At 69.5% G+C, this 17,414-nt stretch carries 13 protein-coding genes; 4 read left to right on the forward strand and 9 right to left on the reverse strand.

Annotation, left to right across the window (positions count from 1 at the left end):
• Positions 1-38 precede the first annotated feature (38 nt).
• A complete protein-coding gene (locus OG289_RS15365; RefSeq protein ID WP_327314574.1) occupies positions 39-2,108 on the forward strand; it encodes a carbohydrate-binding module family 20 domain-containing protein in 2,070 nt (689 codons plus the stop codon).
• A 181-nt stretch (positions 2,109-2,289) separates the two neighbouring features.
• On the opposite strand, the gene OG289_RS15370 is transcribed toward OG289_RS15365, so the two are convergent.
• The 6 genes from OG289_RS15370 to OG289_RS15395 form a co-directional block, all read right to left on the reverse strand.
• The gene (locus tag OG289_RS15370; RefSeq protein ID WP_327314575.1) at positions 2,290-3,678 is read right to left on the reverse strand and encodes an alpha-amylase; all 1,389 of its coding nucleotides are present in this window, start codon (positions 3,676-3,678) and stop codon (positions 2,290-2,292) included.
• A 137-nt stretch (positions 3,679-3,815) separates the two neighbouring features.
• Complete coding sequence (locus OG289_RS15375) at positions 3,816-4,805, reverse strand: helix-turn-helix domain-containing protein (protein WP_327314576.1); 990 nt, start codon at positions 4,803-4,805, stop codon at positions 3,816-3,818.
• A 134-nt stretch (positions 4,806-4,939) separates the two neighbouring features.
• Positions 4,940-6,628 carry a glycoside hydrolase family 13 protein gene (locus tag OG289_RS15380; protein ID WP_327314577.1) on the reverse strand — a complete coding sequence of 563 codons (1,689 nt, stop codon included), beginning with the start codon at positions 6,626-6,628 and terminating at the stop codon, positions 4,940-4,942.
• A 187-nt stretch (positions 6,629-6,815) separates the two neighbouring features.
• The gene (locus tag OG289_RS15385) at positions 6,816-7,724 is read right to left on the reverse strand and encodes a sugar ABC transporter permease (protein ID WP_327314578.1); all 909 of its coding nucleotides are present in this window, start codon (positions 7,722-7,724) and stop codon (positions 6,816-6,818) included.
• 13 nt (positions 7,725-7,737) lie between these two features.
• Complete coding sequence (locus tag OG289_RS15390; protein WP_327314579.1) at positions 7,738-8,742, reverse strand: carbohydrate ABC transporter permease; 1,005 nt, start codon at positions 8,740-8,742, stop codon at positions 7,738-7,740.
• Between the two features lie 116 nt (positions 8,743-8,858).
• Complete coding sequence (locus tag OG289_RS15395) at positions 8,859-10,136, reverse strand: extracellular solute-binding protein (RefSeq protein WP_327314580.1); 1,278 nt, start codon at positions 10,134-10,136, stop codon at positions 8,859-8,861.
• A 401-nt stretch (positions 10,137-10,537) separates the two neighbouring features.
• Between OG289_RS15395 and OG289_RS15400 the strand changes: the two genes are divergently transcribed.
• Positions 10,538-11,572, forward strand: coding sequence for a LacI family DNA-binding transcriptional regulator (locus OG289_RS15400; RefSeq protein WP_327314581.1), 1,035 nt, complete (start codon positions 10,538-10,540; stop codon positions 11,570-11,572).
• A 129-nt stretch (positions 11,573-11,701) separates the two neighbouring features.
• Positions 11,702-12,562, forward strand: a complete 861-nt coding sequence (locus OG289_RS15405) for a phosphatase PAP2 family protein (protein ID WP_327314582.1) — start codon at positions 11,702-11,704, stop codon at positions 12,560-12,562.
• A gap of 25 nt (positions 12,563-12,587) precedes the next feature.
• Here the strand turns inward: OG289_RS15405 and OG289_RS15410 are convergent, their stop codons facing one another.
• A complete protein-coding gene (locus OG289_RS15410; protein ID WP_327314583.1) occupies positions 12,588-14,162 on the reverse strand; it encodes an amidohydrolase in 1,575 nt (524 codons plus the stop codon).
• Positions 14,159-15,715, reverse strand: coding sequence for an APC family permease (locus tag OG289_RS15415; protein ID WP_327314584.1), 1,557 nt, complete (start codon positions 15,713-15,715; stop codon positions 14,159-14,161). The genes OG289_RS15410 and OG289_RS15415 overlap by 4 nt, the downstream gene beginning before the upstream one ends.
• A 177-nt stretch (positions 15,716-15,892) precedes the next feature.
• Here OG289_RS15415 and OG289_RS15420 point away from each other — a divergent pair, with 177 nt between their 5' ends.
• The gene (locus OG289_RS15420; RefSeq protein ID WP_327314585.1) at positions 15,893-16,501 is read left to right on the forward strand and encodes a TetR/AcrR family transcriptional regulator; all 609 of its coding nucleotides are present in this window, start codon (positions 15,893-15,895) and stop codon (positions 16,499-16,501) included.
• Here OG289_RS15420 and OG289_RS15425 read toward each other — a convergent pair.
• Entirely contained in the window at positions 16,464-17,405 is a 942-nt protein-coding gene (locus OG289_RS15425; protein WP_327314586.1) for a LysR family transcriptional regulator, read from the reverse strand. The two genes, OG289_RS15420 and OG289_RS15425, sit on opposite strands and share 38 nt — an antisense overlap.
• Positions 17,406-17,414: the final 9 nt, after the last annotated feature.

A 17,414-nucleotide genomic window follows, 5' to 3' on the forward strand; every position in this document is an offset into this window, starting at 1 on the left:
GAATCGAAACCCCCCGGGAAACCCTTTCGGAGCCGCAGATGACCACCAGACACCACCCCCCGGGTGTCCTACGGCGCACAGCCAGTGCCGCGGCCGCCGCCGCACTGGCCCTCGCCGGAGCGATCGCCCTGCCCGCCGCCTCCGCCCGGGCGGACACCACTACCTCCGGCGACGTGATCGCCAACCTGTGGGAGTACAACTGGAACTCGGTCGCGTCCGAGTGCACAGACGTGCTCGGACCGAACGGCTACGGCGCGGTGTGGGTGGCCCCGCCGGCCGAGTCGCTGAAGCAGTCCACCTACTACTGGTGGGACGTCTACCAGCCGTACTCGTACAACCTGAACGGCCGCTTCGGGACGGCGGCCCAGTTCGCGTCGATGGTCACGGCCTGCCACAACGCCGGCCTCAAGGTCTACACGGACGCGGTCGTCAACCACACCGCCGCGCAGACCGGCGTCGGCTACAACGGCACGACGATCACCAACAAGTACGACACCCCGGACTGGGACCCGGCCGACTACCACACCTCGGCGGAGTGCAACGACTCCGACCTGATCATCGACGACTGGTCCAACCTCAGCGAGATCCAGAACTGCGAACTGCTGGGCCTGCCCGACCTGAAGACCGAGAACGACCACGTCCGCTCGGGCATCGCCGCCTACCTGAACAAGCAGATCGCCCTGGGTGTCGACGGTTTCCGCATCGACGCCGCCAAGCACATGCCGGTCGCCGACCTCAACGCGATCTGGGCGAAACTCGACAACACGACGTCGGGCGCGGACCCGTACGTCTTCCAGGAGGTGTACCCGGGCTCGACCCCGGCGGCCTCCGACTACTACGCCTCGGGCGACGTCCTGGACTTCACCTACGCGAGCAGGCTGAAGTCGGCGTTCCAGGGGAACGTCAGCGACCTGTCCTCCCTGGAGAGCGGCGGCATCCTCCCGGCCGCCGACTCGGTGTCCTTCGTGACCAACCACGACACCGAGCGCAACGGTCTGCACTTGAGCTACAAGGACGGCGACACCTACCGGCTCGCCAACGTCTTCGAGCTGGCCTACAAGTGGGCGACCCCGACGATCTACTCGGGCTTCGAGTGGTCCTCCTCCGACCAGGCCCCGCCGAACTCGAACGGCTTCGTCACGAACACCGACTGCTCCAGCGGCTGGTACTGCCTCCAGCGCGACACCGCGATCGCCGGCATGGTGAAGTGGCACAACGCGGTGGGCTCGGCGGCCGTCGCCAACTGGTCGACGAAGTCGTCGAACGTGATCGGCTTCGCCCGCGGCACCGGCGGCTACATCGCCCTCAACAACGGTTCCTCGGCGGCCACGTACACCTTCGCGACCGGCATGGCCGACGGGACGTACGCGAACGTCGTCGACAACGGCGCGACGACGGTGACGGTGACGGGCGGGAACGCCACGCTCACCGTTCCGGCGAAGAGCGCGATCGCCTTCTACAACGGCGCGTTCACCCCGTGCACCACCTGCGAGCCCGGCGACGGCGGATCGACGTCCACGGTGAGCGCGACCTTCAACGAGTACGCGTCGACGACGAGCGGCACGAACGCCTACGTGGTCGGCTCGATCGCGGCGCTGGGCGGCTGGGACACGTCCAAGGCGATCCAGCTGTCGTCCGCCGGCTACCCGATCTGGTCGGGGGAGGTGAGCGTGCCGATCAACACGTCGTTCGAGTACAAGTACGTCAAGAAGGACTCGTCCGGGAACGTGACCTGGGAGTCCAACGCCAACAGGTCGGCAGCGAGCACGACTTCGGCGCTCACTCTCGACAACTCCTGGAACGTGGCGAGCGCGAGCGCCACCGACGTCACCTTCAACGTCAGCGCGACGACGAGTCTGGGCACCAACGTCTACGTCGTCGGGTCCCTCGCCTCCCTGGGCTCCTGGAACACGAGCGACGCGATCCCGCTGTCGTCCGCGTCGTATCCGACGTGGAGCAAGACGGTCATCGTCCCCAAGAGCACGGCCTTCGAGTACAAGTTCCTGAAAAAGGACAGCTCGGGGAACGTGACCTGGGAGTCCGGGACGAACCGCTCGTACACGACGGGCAGTTCGTCCGGATACTCGACGAGCGACACCTGGAAGTGAGCGGACTCACCAGGTGGAGTTCGTCTGCGTGAGCAGTCCCAGCCGCCACGGCATTGTGCTGTACGGGCCGTGGCGGCCGGGTCCAGGCCCTGGTAGAGGTACCGGAGGCGGCACGGGTTGACGGTGAGGTCTGGTCGGTGCCGGTGCGGACCGAACAGTGCGCGGTACGCGAGGAGGAAACTCAGCAGCTCGACCTGCCGGCGTAGATCGCCAGGGCCGTGTCGGCGCCGAGGGTCGCCGTGAACCGGCCCGAGCTGTTCACGGTCACGCTCGTGTTGTTCTGAACGTTGCAGTAGACGCCTGCGGGGAGGGACGTCTGATACGTCCGGCCGAGGGAACCGCTCTCGTGGTTGATGGCGACGTACCCCTTGTTCCCCCGCCCGAAGGCGATCGCGTCGCCCCCGTTGTCCCACCAGTCGGTGACCGACTCGCCCCGGGTGGCGTTGCGGAAGGCGACCATCGACTTGATCTCCGGCCAGGCGTGCTGGCACTTCCAGCCGTCCTGCCAGCAGGCGGTCACCGCACCGCCGTTGGGCGGCCCCGCGTCCGCGTCGGACCACTCGTATCCGGAGTTGATGTCCGGGGCGCCGTACGGATGGGCCAGCATGAAGACGTTGGCGAGCGTGTAGTTCGCCCCGTCCTTGTAGTTGAGGGTCGACCCGTTGCGCTCGGTGTCGTGGTTGTCGACGAACACACCCGCGACGGAGCCGCTCATGTACCCCCAGCCCTCGCCGTAGTTCTTCAGGTAGGCGAGGTTCTCGTTGTTGAAGACCCGCTTGAGGTCGTAGGCGTAGCGGAACTCCTGGACGTCGCCGTTGCCCGTGTACTCGGTGGGCTGGACCGCCTCGCCGCTGCCGTAGATGACCTCCTGCTTCCAGTACACGCTCGTGTCGGTCAGCCGCGACTTGATGTTGGCGAGGTCGGCGGTGTCGATGTGCTTGGCCGCGTCGATGCGGAAGCCGTCGACGCCGAGGGTGAGCAGGTCGTTCATGTACCCGGCGATGGTCTTGCGGACGTACTCCTCACCGGTGTCCAGGTCCGCGAGGCCGACGAGTTCGCAGTGCTGGACGTTCCAGCGGTCGCTGTAGTTGGTGACCTGCGAGGTGCAGTCGTCGAAGTCGGCGGAGGAGTAGAGGCCCGGGTAGTTGTACTTCGTGTACGAAGACCCGCCGGTCCCGGTGCCGCTGCCCGCCGACATGTGGTTGACGACGGTGTCGACGACGACCTTCACACCCGCCGCGTGGCAGGTGTTCACCATGTTCTGGAACGCCGTACGGTCCCCGAGCCGCCCCGCGATCTTGTAGCTGACCGGCTGGTACGACGTCCACCACTGCGAGCCCTGTATGTGCTCGGCGGGCGGGGAGACCTGGACGTATCCGTAGCCGGCCGGGCCGAGCGTGTTGGTGCACTCCTTGGCGACCGAGGCGAAGTTCCACTCGAAGAGGACGGCGGTGACGTCCTTCGTGCCGGGCGGGGAGGCGTACGCGGCGCCGGGGACGAGGACGGCGGCCGCGGCGGCCGCGGCGGCCGTGAGGGCGACCGCCCCTGAAACGATTCTGCTGCTTGCCATGTGGGGTTCCTTCGTCATTGAAGGCTCTTGCTGAAATCTTTCAGAAACCTTGCGGTGGCGAGATGTTAAAGGCCCGTCACCCAAAAGGGCAGCGGGCCGTGTGAAAGATCTGCAAGAAGTTACCGAGTGACGGACCGTCAGGCAGGGGTCTTCATCAGCGCCTGGATCCGGTACTCGCTGGGAGAGACCCCGTAGGCGGCCCCGAAGGCGCGGGTGAAGTCCGAGGCGCGGGGGAAGCCCCAACGGGCGCCGACGGCGTGGATCGGCGTGGCGCGCAGCGAGGGGTGCGCGAGGTCGCGGCGGGCCCCCTCCAGCCGTTGGGTGCGGATCCAGGCCGCGACGCTCTCTCCATCTGCCTCCTGCTGGAAGATCCGGTGCAGGTAGCTGAGGGAGATGTGGTGCGCGGCGGCGATCACGGGGGGTGTCAGCTCGGGGTCGTGCAGGTTCTGCCGGATGAACGCCCGGATGCGCTCGGCCATGGCCCGTCGGCGGGTCTCCGGCGACAGGGCGGCCTCCGCTTCGAGAAGCTGGGCGAACCAGGCCGACAGCAGGTCGAGCACCACCGTACCCAGGCGTGCCGCGTCGGACGGCTGGAGGGTCTCGGCCTGACGGTCCAGAGCGACGAGGAACTCCGCCAGCATGGCGCCCATGCCCTCCCGCCCGGGCAGCCCCCGACCGAGCAGCTCCCGTACCCGGTGCGGCGGCAGAGGGAGCAGCACCTTGGGGAAGTCCACGCCCACTCCCCTGAGGGCACTGCGGTCCCGGTCGTCCGTCGGCCGCAGGTCGAAAGGCTGTGAGCCGTCTGTCAGATGCAGGTCACGTGGGCCGAAGGTGTCGGTCCGTCCGGCGTGGTCGAGCATCAGCGCTCCGTCGAGCAGCAGCGTGAGGTGATACGTCCCGGGGTCGGACCGGCGCGCCGTCTTCGGGCTCCGCCAGTAGCGCGTCGGCAGAAACGACAACGGCAGCACGGTCACCGGCCCCAGCTCCATGACCCGGCCCTCGGCCCAGAAGTCGGCGGCGTGGGCACTGGCCATCTCGCTCGAGCGCGTCCGACCGACGACTTCCCGCCAGTGTTCGAACCTCTCCCCCGCAGGCACGTCCTCGCTCCGAAAGACGGTCCCGATCATCGCGCGCCCTCTCCGCTGCCCCCTGCCGGTGTTGTTGCCGACATCCTTCCACGCAGGGTGAGCACGAGGGCCTGCCCCTTCCCTCAGGAGCGGCAGGCCCTGTCCTCAGGGGTGGCAGGCCCTGTGACGGTCCGTCAGCCGGTCGTCCACCACACCGTCGTGTCGGCCGGAACCTTCGCCTCCCCGTCCGTCTCGGCCACCTCGCCGCTGGCGAGCAGGACACGGCCGTACGCCGGGATCCGTACCGACTCCCCCGTCGTGTTGGCGACGCACACGAACTCCCCGCGCCGGAAGGCGAGGACGCCCTCCGGGGCCTTCAGCCACTCCACCGAGTCGCCCGCGCCCAGGTCGGGCTGGGAGCGGCGGGCGGCGAGGGCCGAGCGGTAGAGCTCCAGGGTCGAGCCCGGGACCCCCGTCTGGGCCTCCACGCTCAACTCGCCCCAGTTGGCCGGCTGGGGCAGCCAGCTGCCGCCGTCACCGAAGCCGTAGGACGAGCCCTCGCGTGTCCACGGGATCGGGACGCGGCAGCCGTCGCGGAAGCCGTCCTGGCCCGCCCCGCGGAAGTAGGCGGGGTCCTGGCGGACTTCGTCGGGGAGGTCGACGACGTCCGGGAGGCCGAGTTCCTCGCCCTGGTAGACGTACGCCGAGCCGGGGAGCGCCAGCATCAGCAGCGTCGCCGCCCGTGCGCGGCGCAGCCCGAGCTCGCGGTCACCCGCCGTACGGATCTGGGTGCCGAGGCCGGGCGGGTTGGCGAAGCGGGTCGTGTGGCGGGTGACGTCGTGGTTGGAGAGGACCCAGGTGGCGGGGGCGCCGACCGGGCGCATCGCCTCCAGGGTGCGGTCGATGACCTGTCGCAGCTCCTTCGCGTCCCACTCCGTGGCCAGGTACTGGAAGTTGAAGGCCTGATGGAGTTCGTCGGGACGGACGTAGTTCGCCGTTCGTTCCACCGTCGGCGTCCAGGCCTCCGCCACGAAGATGCGCTCGCCGGAGTACTCGTCGAGGATCAACCGCCACTGGCGGTAGATCTCGTGGACGCCGTCCTGGTCGAAGAACGGCATGACATCGTTGCCCAGCAGCTTGAGTTGCTCGTGGGAGCCGAGGTCGGGCAGGCCTTCCGCCTTCACCAGGCCGTGGGCGACGTCGATGCGGAAGCCGTCGACGCCCATGTCGAGCCAGAAGCGCAGGATGGAGCGGAACTCGTCGCCGACGGCCGGGTGTTCCCAGTTGAAGTCGGGCTGTTCGGGGGCGAAGAGGTGGAGGTACCACTCGCCGGGGGTGCCGTCCGGCTCGGTGACCCGGGTCCAGGCCGGGCCGCCGAAGATGGACTCCCAGTCGTTGGGCGGGAGTTCGCCGTTCTTCCCCCTCCCCTGGCGGAAGTGGTAGCGGTCCCGGAGGGACGAGCCGGGGCCTTCCCGCAGCGCCCGCTTGAACCACTCGTGCTGGTCGGAGGAGTGGTTCGGGACCAGGTCGACGATGATCCTGAGGCCGAGTTCGCGGGCGTCACGGATGAGGGCGTCGGCGTCCAGGAGGTTGCCGAACATCGGGTCGACCTCGCGGTAGTCGGCCACGTCGTAGCCGGCGTCGGCCTGCGGGGAGGCGTAGAAGGGGCTGAGCCACACGGCGTCCACGCCGAGGTCGCGCAGGTGGGGGAGGCGGGAGCGTACGCCTTCCAGGTCGCCCATGCCGTCGCCGTTGCTGTCGGCGAAGCTGCGCGGGTACACCTGGTAGATCACCGCGTCCCGCCACCAGTCGCGGCGCTTGGCGACGGTGGCGACGGCCGAGGTGGGGGTGGGGGCCGGGGCTGCGGAGGGCTGCTGGCTCATGGCGTCCTTGGTACGTAACGGGGTTGTGGTCATGGGGTGTTGGGGGGGGCAGGCGGCGGGTGGATGAGGCGGCCGCGGTGTCAGCGGGGTCTGGGGGTCTCCCCCGGCCGGAGGCTGGGGGAGGACACCGCGGCCGCCACCCGCGCGGTCAGGCGCGCGGGATTCTCAGGTGGGTCACCAGGGCCGCTCAGCCCTTGGTGCCGCCCGCCGTGAGGCCGGTCACCAGGTTCTTCTGCACGAGGTAGAAGAACAGGGCGGCGGGTATCGCGATCAGCACCGCGGTGGCGGCCATGAGGTTGCGCTGGGCGTCGTGCTCGCTGACGAAGGACTGCAGGCCGACGGCAAGCGTGTACTTGTCGTCGCTGAGCATGAACGTCGAGGCGAAGGCGACCTCGCTGAAGGCGGTGAGGAAGTTGTAGAAGGCGGCCACCGCGAGGCCGGGCTTGGCCAGCGGGAGGATCAGCCGGAAGAAGGTGCCGAAGGGGGTGAGCCCGTCGACGCGTCCCGCCTCGTCGATCTCGAAGGGGATGGTGTCGAAGTACCCCTTGAGCAGCCAGGCGCTGTACGGGATGACCGTCGTGCAGTAGACGAGGATCAGGCCGAGGTAGTTGTCGATGAGCTGCAGGTCGGACAGGATCTGGTACATCGGCACCATCAGCACGGCGACCGGGAACATCTGGGTGACCAGCAGCACCCACATGAACTTCTTGTAGCCGGGGAAGCGCATGCGGGAGACGGCATAGCCGGTGGTGGCGGCGATGAGCACGCCGATGGCCGTGGTGCCGAGCGTGACGATCAGGGAGCTCTTCAGCCAGTCGAAGAACTGGGTGTGCTCGATGACGAACGTGTAGTTGTCGAACGTCATCTTGTCCCAGATGCCACCCGGGTGCAGGTAGTCGTCCTTGTCCGGGCCGAGGGACAGGTAGACGAGCCAGCCGATCGGGAAGAGCGCGATCAGGCTCGCGACGATCAGGACGGCGTGGGAGGCGAGGGAGCCGGCGAGGCTGTTCTCGCCGCGGCGCCGGGCCCGGCGCGGGCCCTTCGCGGAGCGCTGTTCGCTCACGGGGGAGGAGGTCTCGGCTGTGGTGGTACTCATGGGAACTCCTGCCTCAGATCGCGAGCTGCTGCTCGTTGCGGTTCAGCCAGCGGCGGTAGAACGAGGTGAAGACGATCAGGATGGCCAGCAGCAGGATGCCGTAGGCGGCGGACTGTGCGAAGTCACGCGGCTGCTGTCCGAAGCCGAGGTAGTACGCCCAGGTGACGAGGATCTGCGCGTCCGGTGCGGTGGTGCCGAACAGCAGGAAGATCACGGCGAACTGGTTGAACGTCCAGATGATGCCGAGCAGGACGACGGTGGAGCTGACGGACCTCAGTCCCGGCAGGGTGACGTACCGGAAGCGCTGCCAGGCGCTCGCGCCGTCCATCTCGGCGGCCTCGTAGAGGGAGGCGTCGATGGCCTGCAGACCGCCGAGCAGCGAGATCATCATGAACGGCACACCGCACCAGGTGTTGACCATGATCGCGGCGAACCGCTGCCAGAAGGTGTCCTCCAGCCACAGCGGTGTCGGCAGATGCAGGCTGTCGAGCGCGGAGTTGATGATGCCGCCGTCCGCGAGCATGAAACGCCAGCCGAAAACGGTGACGAAGGTGGGCACCGCCCACGGCAGGACCAGGATCAGCCGGTACACCGTGCGCCCGCGCAGCTTCTGGTTGAGCAGGAGCGCCAGTCCGAGTCCGATGCCGTAGTGCAGGGCGACACAGGCCGCCGTCCACACGATCGTCCAGATGAAGTGCGACCAGAAGCGGTCGTAGGCCGTCGGGCCCCACAGGATGTCGGCGTAGTTGTCGAGGCCGATGAACTTGTAGGTGGCATCGATGTGGTTGACGCCGATGGTGCGCGCGGTGTTGAGGCTGTTGGCGTCGGTCAGCGTCAGGTAGAGGCCGTACACCAGGGGGTACAGGACGAGGACGCCGAGGACGATCGCCACCGGCGCGATCATCGCGTACGCGTACCAGTGCTTGTGGTAGCCGTGCTTCAGGCGCGTGACCGGCCCGGGCCTCGGCTCACGGTCACCGCGGCGCTTGCCGGTCGCGCGGTCGATGGCGACTGTCATGGTTCGACACCTTCTGGATCTTCACGCTGGGTCTTCGAGGGGGTGTACGGCTCACAGGCCGGTGGCCGCCGGATCTCTCCCCCCATGGTGTGGGAGATCCGACGGCCACGCGGGGCTCACTTGCTGAAGTCCGGCACCAGCTTGGCGATGGCGAGTTCAGCGTTGCTCAGGCCCTTGTCGAGGCTCTCCTTGCCACCCGCGACCTTGGGCAGTTCGGTGTCGAGCGGACCCCACAGGGAGCTGTACTCCGGCAGCGCGGGGCGCGGCTGGGCGGAGGACAGGACGGTCTGGTAGCCGGCGATGGCCGGGTCGGCCTTGACGTCGGCGGTGTAGGCGTCGTCGCGCGTCGGCAGCGTGGAGTTCTTCTGGGCGATGGTCGCCTGGGACGACGCCGACGTCATGAAGTTGACGAACTTCAGCGCGGCGGCCTGGTGGGCCTTGTCCGAGCCGGCGTAGACCGAGAGGTTGTGGCCGCCGGTCGGGGCGCCCGCCTTGCCGGTGGAGCCGGCCGGGACGGTGGCGATGCCGAGGTTGGCCTTGTCCTTGAAGGCGCTGCCCTTGTAGAAGTTCGTGATCTCCCAGGGACCCTGGATGATCGCGGCGACCTTGCCGTTGACGAACGCGTCCTGGATGTGGGCGTAGGCGTCGGCGGTGGTGTCGGCCTTGTGCAGGCCCTTGCCGTCGAACAGGCCGAGCCAGGTGCCGTACGCCTTCTTCGCCGCCGCCGAGTTGACGGTGATCTTCTTGGCCTCGGCGTCGACGGTGTCGGTGCCCTCGCCGTAGAGGAACGGCTGGGCGTAGTAGCCCGCGGTGGCGGCGCCCCAGTAGCCGTCCACACCGGTCTTGGCCTTGATGGTGGCGGCGGCGGTCTTCAGCTCGTCCCAGGTCTTCGGGGCGGCGGTGATGCCGGCCTTCGCGAAGAGGTCCTTGTTGTAGACCAGCGCGAGCGTGTCGGTGACGATCGGCACGCCGTACGTCTTGCCCTCGTACTTGGCCTGCTCGACCAGGTTCGACTTGAACTTGGCCTGGTCCTTGAGGGCGTCGGTGCCGTCCAGCGGCAGGAAGTAGCCCTTCTTGGCGAAGGCGGGGGTCCAGCCGACCTCGGAACGCAGCACGTCGGGCGCGCCGGAGGCGCCGGCGGCGGTGTCGAACTTGTTCTGCGCCTGGTCGAAGGGCACGTTGACGTACTTGACCTTGACGTCCTTGTTGGCGGCCTCGAACTGCTTGACCAGGGCCTGGTACGTCGGCGCCTCATTGGTGGCGTTGGAGGTGTCCCACCAGGTGATGGTGACCGGCCCCGATGAGTTGTCGCTACCGCTGTCGTCCCCGCCGCAGGCCGTCGCCGCGAGGGCGAAGGACGCCACCAGCGCGGTGGCCGCTATGCCACGCCGCATGAGTTTCTCCTTGAGGGTGAAAGCCCGTATAGCTACAGGAAGCGGTCCCGTCCGCCGTCCCTGCCGACTCCGACGCGCCGTTGCCGCCGCCGGGCGACGTGAACGTAACAGCGATGTAAGCGGCACGAAAGACCTTGCAGAAAAAAAGTGCAAGAGATCTCCGAAGTTATCCGCACGTGACCCCTGTGTGACCTCCCCTCGACCGCCGTGAGACCGTTGTTGTCGCGGTTGAGCGGCCCCGCAGCGGGGCACGCGACTGCTGTGCAAGACTCTGCAAGCTCTTGCCATCACTTTCACGAGGGAGCGCGATGACGCAGCAGCCCGGCGCGGGCCGTTCACCAGGTCGCCCACGGCGTCCGATCGGTGTGCAAGACAGCACCCGACCGGTACAGTCCACCCCTGTGACCACACGGCTTGCCGACATCGCTGCGCAGGCGGGGGTGAGCGAAGCGACCGTCAGCCGCGTCCTCAACGGCAAGCCTGGCGTCGCCGCCACCACCCGTCAGTCCGTGCTCGCCGCTCTGGACGTTCTGGGCTACGAGCGCCCCGTCCGGTTGCGCCAGCGCAGCGCGGGACTGGTCGGCCTCATCACGCCGGAGCTGGAGAACCCGATATTCCCGGCCCTGGCCCAGGTCATCGGCCAGGCGCTGACCCGCCAGGGCTACACCCCGGTCCTCGCCACCCAGACCCCGGGCGGCTCCACGGAGGACGAGCTGACCGAGATGCTGGTCGACCGCGGCGTCGCCGGCATCATCTACGTCTCCGGCCTGCACGCGGACACGACGGCCGACATGCAGCGCTACGAGCAGCTGCGCGCCCAGGGCGTCCCCTTCGTCCTGGTGGACGGCTTCTCCCCCAAGGTGCAGGCCCCCTTCATCTCCCCCGACGACCGGGCGGCGATGACCCTGGCGGTCACCCACCTCGTCTCCCTCGGCCACACCCGCGTGGGCCTGGCCCTGGGCCCCAAGCGCTTCGTCCCGGTCCAGCGCAAGATCGAGGGCTTCGTACGGGCGATGCAGGACCAGCTGCGTCTGAGCCCGGAGACGATCGAGACGGACCTGGTCCAGCACTCCCTCTACACCCTGGAGGGCGGGCAGGCGGCCACCACGGCCCTGATCGACCGGGGCTGTACGGCGATCGTCTGCGCCAGCGACATGATGGCGCTGGGCGCGATACGAGCGGCCAGGCAACGCGGCCTCGCGGTCCCGCAGGACATCTCGGTGGTGGGCTTCGACGACTCCCCGCTGATCGCCTTCACCGACCCGCCCCTCACCACGGTCCGCAAGCCGGTCCCCGCGATGGGCCAGGCCGCCGTCCGCACCCTCCTGGAGGAGATCGGCGGGACTCCTGCGCCGCACAGCGAGTTCGTGTTCATGCCGGAACTGGTGGTACGCGGTTCGACGGCTTCGGCGCCCGGGGACCGGAATCGTCCGTAAGACGGAGAAACCGGGTTCCCCCAGTGCGCCAGGAGGAGCCGCGGGAGTCCGCCCGCTGTAGAACGTGCGAGGCGAACCCGACCGGGGGATGATCGGGCCAAGAGGGCTTTTCTGGCAGACTTTATGTCTATGGGTGAATCGACTGTGACGCCGCGGGAAGGCCGTGAACAGGCCGTTCCCTACCCCGTCACGGCCGAGCCCCGGCAGCGCCGGCTCGACCGGCTGCGCTCCCCCCGCCGCCCCCGCCTCTGGTTCGAGATCCTCCTCATCGGCGTCAGTTACTGGACGTACTCGCTGGTGCGCAACGCGGTCCCGGAACAGCGCACCGAGGCGTTGCGCAACACGGACTGGATCTGGCGCGCGGAGCATCATCTCGGCATCGCCATGGAGGAGTCGGTCAACCACGCGGTGAACTCGGTGACCTGGCTCATCGTGGGCATGAACTACTACTACGCGACGCTGCACTTCATCATCACGCTGACGGTCCTGGTCTGGCTCTACCGCAGCCATCCCGGCCGCTACGCGGCAACGCGCCTGGTCCTGTTCGCCACCACGGCGGTGGCCCTGGTCGGCTACTACCTGTACCCGCTGGCGCCCCCGCGTCTGATGCCGGGCAGCGACTTCATCGACACGGTGATGGTCCACCAGACCTGGGGCTCGATGGCGTCCGGCGACCTGAAACACATGTCGAACCAGTACGCGGCGATGCCGTCGATGCACATCGGCTGGTCCCTGTGGTGCGGCCTGACGATCTTCGCCCTCGCCAGACTCCCCTGGGTCCGCATCCTGGGCCTGCTCTACCCGGCGGCGACCCTGATGGTCATCGTCGCCACGGCCAACCACTTCTGGCTGGACGCGGTGGGCGGCATCCTCTGTCTCGCCTTCGGCTTCACGGTGGCCCGCGTCTGGTACGGCACCCTGCCGTACTCCCTGCCGAGGGTGGTGCCCGCGCGAGGGCGGGGCAGCCCCCTGCTCCCTTCCAAGGCGTGACGCTCTCCCCCACCAAGGCGTGCGCTCACGCCTCCCCCCGGTGCACCACGCGTCCCCCGGTCACCGTCAACAGCACCGGCGCCTGCGCCACCTCGTCCGCCGGAGCCTCGACCGGGTCCAGTCCGAGCACGGTGAGATCGGCCCGCCGCCCGACGGCGACCTGCCCGGCCCGGCCGTCCTCCCCCGCGGCACGAGCGGCATGCGTGGTGCAGCCCTCCAGCGCCTCGAGCCCCGTGAGCCCCGCCCGCCCCGACGCGGCACCCCGCGGCGCACGCGCGCTCGCCAGCACGCCCCGCACGTCGTAGGGGGCGATGGGCCAGTCCGAGCCCAGGGCGACCGTCGCACCGGCGTCCCGCAGATCCCGTAGCCGCCAGGCGTGCCCGGCCCGGTCGGCGCCCAGCCGCCGGGACCACTCGTCGGTCCCGTCGGCCCGTGTGTAGGCGGTGTGCGGCGGCTGCATCGAGGCGGCCACCCCGAGCTCGGCGAACCGCGGCAGCAACGCGTCGGGAGCGGTTTCTATGTGTTCCACCCGGTGCCGCCCCCGGCCCCCCTCCCCCAGCTCCGCCACCACATCGAGGACGTGCCGCACGGCCGCGTCCCCGATGGCGTGCGTGGCGGTACGCACTCCGGCCGCGTGCAGCCGCCGTACCGCGCCGCCGTACGCGGCGGGATCCGGCCAGAACGCGGCGGTCCCCTGCCCATGGCAGTCCGCGTGCTCCAGCCAGGCCGTACCCCCCTCCACGGTTCCGTCCATGAAGAACTTGACCCCGTCGACGACCCAGTGCCGCCCGCCCCGCCCCTGCAGAGCGACCAGTTCCTCCAGCCCGGCCTCGTCCACCCCCGGCATGCACCAGGGCGCGAACCGCAGCCGGACCGGCAGCACGGCCTCTTGGGCCACCGCCGCGACCAGCTCCGGATCCCCCGCGTCCATGACATGCGCCCCGGTCAGCCCGGTGGCCGCCATCGCGGCGAGCAGTTCGACGAGCCGTGCCCGCCGGGCGGCGTACGAGGGCCCGGGCACGACCGCCGCCACCAGTTCCATGGCGGCGTGCTCGACGAGATGGCCGGTGGGCCGCCCTTCCCCGTCGCACACGACCTCCGACCGCTGGGCGAAGTCCCGCGCCCCGGCGACCCCCGCCAGGGCGAGCGCCGCGCCGCTGACGAGCGCGGAGTGGCCGTCGTACAGCCGCAGAAAGGCCGGAGCACCCCCGAGGACGTCCTCGACGAGCGCCCTGTCGACGGCCCGCCCCTCGAACGCGTTGTGATCGAGCCCGAACCCGACGACCCACCCGTCGACCCGTTCGGCACCGGCCAGCGCGGCCCGCAGCCCCGCGAGATCGGCCACCCCCGACAGATCCACGCCGGTCGCCATGTCCAGCCCCCACACGGGATGACTGTGCGCGTCCACGAGCCCGGGCACCAGGTGCGCGCCCGCCAGGGGCACGACCTCGGTCCCCGGGCCGCGCCAGTGGCGTACGTCGCTCTCGTCGCCGACCGCGGCGATCACCCCGTCGCGCACGGCGACGGCGGTGGCGTACGGCCGGGCGGGATCGAGGGTGCGCACCACGGCACCGGCGAGGATCAGGTCGGGAGCGGTCATGACTCGGTGAACTCCTTTGCCACACAGGCCCCTTCGTCCGACTCGGCCGACCCGACGGCCCCGACCGACGCGATCGACCCGACCGGCCCCACCGCCGCTGTCGGCTCTGTCGGCTCGGCGGCGAAGTGCGCGTACACGAGAGGCCGTTCACGACGCAGCCACCAGGCCAGACCGAGCCCCGCCACGAAGACGGCGGGCGCGAGACCGATCAGAACGCTGTTCACGGCAGGGGAAGCACCGGTGAACAGGTCGATATGGGTGATCACGAGCCCTATGGCGCCGGCGAGCAGCACGGCCGCGACAACCGGCGCGAGGACCGTCCGCAGCACGCCCTCCCCGTGCGGCACCCGTCGGAAGTAACAGGGAACAGCGATCGCGGCGAGCAGCTGGAGCACGAACAGCCCGATCATTCCCGGGGTGTTGACCCACAACAGCAACTGCCCGTAGGGATCGGCCCCCGCCGCCCAGAACCCGAACACGACCACCGCCCCGAGGACGGTCTGCGCGAGCCCCGCCACATACGGGGACCGGTGTCGCGGATGGATCCGCCCCAGGGACTTGGGCAGCACCCCCTCCTCGGCGAGGGCGAGGGCGTACCGGTTGATGGCGTTGTGAAACGCGAGCAGCGAGGCGACAACGCTGGTGACGATGAAGACGTGCATCAGATCGGCCGCCCAACCGCCGACGTACGTGGTGATGGCGGAGAAGAAGAGCCCGCCGGGATCCTGGGCGGCGGCCGCGATCACGTCCACGTCGCCGAAGGCCTGGATGACGACCCACACGATGAAGGCGTAGAAGAGCCCTAGGAACGCGACGGCCACGTAGGTGGCCCGTGGAACCGTCCGCTCGGGATCGCGCGCCTCACGTCGGTAGATGACGGTCGACTCGAACCCGGTGAAAGCCGCGAAGGCGAACGCCAGCACGACGGCCGCACCGGAGACGAACACCTGGCCCGGCGCGAAGGACGCCCCGGACAACCCGTGCGCACCCCCCTTGACCAGCACTCCACCCGCGAGCAGCAGCAGGATCCCGGTCTCGGCGACGAGCAGCACGCCCAGCACCTTGGCGCCGAAGTCGACGGACCGGTAACCGCCGTACCAGATGACGACGAGGCCCGCCAGCGAGAACGGCAGCCACGGCACGCCGGTGCCGAAGAGGGCGTGCGCGGTGTCGCGGGTGGCGGTGCCGAGCAGACCGTAGACACCGATTTCCATGCCGTTGTAGCCGATCAGCGCGAGCAGCGCGGCGCCGATGCCCACGGGCCGGCCGAGGCCGCGGGTGATGTAGGCGTAGAAGGCACCGCCGCTCTTCACGTGCCGGCTCATGGTGGTGAAGCCGACGGCGAAGACGGCGAGGGTGATGCCGGCGATGAGGTAGCCGGCCGGGGCACCGATGCCGCCGAGCAGGATCGCGAGCGGGGCGACGCCGGCCATGACGGTGAGCGGGGCGGCGGCGGAAACAACGAAGAATGCGATGTCGGCGGTGCCGAGCGAACCGGAACGAAGAGTCGCCGCGACGGGCGGCGTTCTCCGTTCAGAGGCGGTGTCGGACATGGGGAAGCCCTTCGAGCGCAACGGACGGGAGGGTTGCGGGCGTGCGGGATGACCGGCGTACCCGGAGCGAGAGCTCGCCCCGGACCCGTAAATCTAAAGGCTTTCGGTTTCGGCAATGTAGCCTCCTCCTGGGCATCCGGGAAGCCCTTCTCAGACCTTCAGGGGGAGACCACACACATGGGACGGCCGCGCACATCGCTCCTCGACCGCGAGCGCATCACCACGACCGCGCTGCAACTCGTCGACGAGCAGGGCGACTTCAGCGTCCCCCAGATCGCGAAACGACTCGGCGTGCAGACCGGTTCGGTGTACCACCATGTGGACGGCCGGGACGGCATAGTGGAACTGCTCCGCGAACGGGTCGCGTCCGCCATCGACCCGAAGACCCTGGACATCACGCCCTGGGACGCGGCCCTGGAGTCCTGGGCCCGCTCCTACCGGGCCGCGTTCGCCGCGCACCCCAGGGCGATCCCTCTCCTCATGACCTCGCCCGTACGAGCCCCGCGCGTCCTGGAGCAGTACGAACGGGCGGTGGCACTCCTGCTGAACGCGGGCTTCGCCCCCCACTCGGTGATGCCGCTGCTCATCGCGCTGGAGAACCTGATCCTGGGCTCGGCCCTGGACCTGACGGCTCCGGAGACGATGTGGGAACTGACCGAGGAAACCGCCACCCCCCTCCTGGCCGAAGCCCTGGCCGCGGCACCGGAGGGCCGGGCGGACCAGGCCTTCGATGTAGGCCTGACCGCCCTCATGAACCAGGCGAGGACGACGCACCCGGCGCACTGACGACCGGGGCCACCCCGGCCCCACCCGCAGCCCGCAGCGCATCGATGAAGGCATCCAACGCGGGCTGCGCGGGCGCCGTCTCCCGGACCACGGCGTGGATGACGCGCACCGGCGCCGGATCACGCACCTCCCGCACCACCACCCCCGGATGCCGGCTCCCCAGCCCCAGCCGGGGCACCAGACTCACCCCCAGCCCAGCGGCCACGAACCCCTGGGCAGTCACGTAGTCCTCGCTCTCCACCACGAACCGAGGCCGGAACCCGACCGCCGCACACGCGTCGAGCTGGGCATCAAGACAGGGCCCCGGCCACTCACTCCCCACAAACCCCTCGTCGGCCAGCTCTCCCAGCCGCACACTCCGCCGCCCGGCAAGCCGATGCCCCCGAGGCAGCACGGCAAGGTAGGGGTCGTCGAGCAGACGCACCACCCGGACCCCCCTCGCCTCCCCGCTCCCCCTCACCACCAGAGCGAGATCGGCCCGCCCTTCCCGCACCTCGGCCAGCGGATCCTCGGAGTCGACGGTCAGCTTCAGATCGACCCGCACCCCCGGATGCGCCTCCCGCAGCCGAGCCACGGCGGGCGCCACCAGCCCGGCCCCGGCGGTGGCGAAGTACCGCACCGCCAGCCGCCCCGTACGGCCGGCCAGCAGATCGGCGAGCGCGGCCTCGGCCTCGGCGACCTGCCGCCCGATGGCATCGGCGTACTCGGTGAGCAGCAGCCCGGCAGCCGTAGGCCGAACCCCCCGCCCCACCCGCTCCAACAGCTCGGCCCCCACCTCCTTCTCCAGGGCGGCGATCTGCTGACTGACAGCAGACGGCGTATACCCCAGAACCCCAGCCGCCCCGGTAACGGACCCGCTCCCCACCACAGCCCGCAACACCTGCATCCGCCGCACATCAATCATGCAGCCCAC

Origin of the sequence: Streptomyces sp. NBC_01235 (assembly GCF_035989285.1) — a bacterium.
Classification (GTDB): Bacteria; Actinomycetota; Actinomycetes; order Streptomycetales; family Streptomycetaceae; genus Streptomyces.

Bases quoted from the DNA above. Each gene is read 5' to 3' on its own strand.
- OG289_RS15365 (WP_327314574.1), top strand. From the start codon at position 39: ATGACCACCAGACACCACCCCCCGGGTGTCCTACGGCGCACAGCCAGT.
- OG289_RS15370 (WP_327314575.1), bottom strand. From the start codon at position 3,678: ATGGCAAGCAGCAGAATCGTTTCAGGGGCGGTCGCCCTCACGGCCGCC.
- OG289_RS15375 (WP_327314576.1), bottom strand. From the start codon at position 4,805: ATGATCGGGACCGTCTTTCGGAGCGAGGACGTGCCTGCGGGGGAGAGG.
- OG289_RS15380 (WP_327314577.1), bottom strand. From the start codon at position 6,628: ATGAGCCAGCAGCCCTCCGCAGCCCCGGCCCCCACCCCCACCTCGGCC.
- OG289_RS15385 (WP_327314578.1), bottom strand. From the start codon at position 7,724: ATGAGTACCACCACAGCCGAGACCTCCTCCCCCGTGAGCGAACAGCGC.
- OG289_RS15390 (WP_327314579.1), bottom strand. From the start codon at position 8,742: ATGACAGTCGCCATCGACCGCGCGACCGGCAAGCGCCGCGGTGACCGT.
- OG289_RS15395 (WP_327314580.1), bottom strand. From the start codon at position 10,136: ATGCGGCGTGGCATAGCGGCCACCGCGCTGGTGGCGTCCTTCGCCCTC.
- OG289_RS15405 (WP_327314582.1), top strand. From the start codon at position 11,702: ATGGGTGAATCGACTGTGACGCCGCGGGAAGGCCGTGAACAGGCCGTT.
- OG289_RS15410 (WP_327314583.1), bottom strand. From the start codon at position 14,162: ATGACCGCTCCCGACCTGATCCTCGCCGGTGCCGTGGTGCGCACCCTC.
- OG289_RS15415 (WP_327314584.1), bottom strand. From the start codon at position 15,715: ATGTCCGACACCGCCTCTGAACGGAGAACGCCGCCCGTCGCGGCGACT.
- OG289_RS15420 (WP_327314585.1), top strand. From the start codon at position 15,893: ATGGGACGGCCGCGCACATCGCTCCTCGACCGCGAGCGCATCACCACG.
- OG289_RS15425 (WP_327314586.1), bottom strand. From the start codon at position 17,405: ATGATTGATGTGCGGCGGATGCAGGTGTTGCGGGCTGTGGTGGGGAGC.